Origin of the sequence: Lactobacillus equicursoris DSM 19284 = JCM 14600 = CIP 110162 (genome assembly GCF_001434815.1) — a bacterium.
In the GTDB taxonomy this organism is placed as follows: domain Bacteria; phylum Bacillota; class Bacilli; order Lactobacillales; family Lactobacillaceae; genus Lactobacillus; species Lactobacillus equicursoris.
The window spans coordinates 1-1,057 of sequence record NZ_AZDU01000113.1 but is presented as its reverse complement, the minus strand read 5'-3'; the positions used below and the strand labels follow the sequence as shown (position 1 = coordinate 1,057).

2 rRNA genes are annotated in these 1,057 nt (G+C 51.1%); both read right to left on the bottom strand.

The annotated features are described in order from the left end of the window. Window positions 1-115, bottom strand: a 5S ribosomal RNA gene (rrf, locus tag FC20_RS09555); the annotation flags it as partial. A gap of 91 nt (window positions 116-206) precedes the next feature. Further along, window positions 207-1,057 (bottom strand): 23S ribosomal RNA (locus tag FC20_RS09550); the annotation flags it as partial.

Below are 1,057 nucleotides of genomic sequence, written 5' to 3'. Positions count from 1 at the left end.
GCGGCAACGTCCTATCCTCGCAGGTAGTTTCCCACCAACTACTATCGGCGCTAAGAAGCTTAACTTCTGTGTTCGACATGGGAACAGGTGTATCCTTCTTGCTATCGCCACCACACTATTTTGTGCCTAAGCACTGAGAAGAACTTCGTTCTCTCAAAACTGCATAATAAGTAATATCTTCATTTCAAAAGCCTCACATTGCACCTTTGGTTAAGTCCTCGACCGATTAGTACTAGTCCGCTCCATACATCGCTGTACTTCCACTCCTAGCCTATCTACCTGATCATCTTTCAGGGGTCTTACTTCCATAAAGGAATGGGAAATCTCATCTCGAGGGGGGCTTCACACTTAGATGCTTTCAGCGTTTATCCCGTCCATACATAGCTACCCAGCGATGCGCCTGGCGGCACAACTGGTACACCAGAGGTATGTCCATCCCGGTCCTCTCGTACTAAGGACAGCTCCTCTCAAATTTCCTGCGCCCACGACGGATAGGGACCGAACTGTCTCACGACGTTCTGAACCCAGCTCGCGTACCGCTTTAATGGGCGAACAGCCCAACCCTTGGGACCGACTACAGCCCCAGGATGCGATGAGCCGACATCGAGGTGCCAAACCTCCCCGTCGATGTGGACTCTTGGGGGAGATAAGCCTGTTATCCCCAGGGTAGCTTTTATCCGTTGAGCGATGGCCCTTCCATACGGAACCACCGGATCACTAAGTCCGACTTTCGTCCCTGCTCGATTTGTCAATCTCACAGTCAAGCTCTCTTATACCTTTACACTCTACGAATGATTTCCAACCATTCTGAGAGAACCTTTGAGCGCCTCCGTTACACTTTAGGAGGCGACCGCCCCAGTCAAACTGCCCACCTGACACTGTCTCCCGCCACGCTTAGTGGCGCGGGTTAGAGTGGTCATACAGTTAGGGTAGTATCCCACCAACGCCTCCATCGAAACTAGCGTTCCGATCTCTACGGCTCCTACCTATCCTGTACAAACTGTACAAACACTCAATATCAAGCTACAGTAAAGCTCCATGGGGTCTTTCCGTCCTG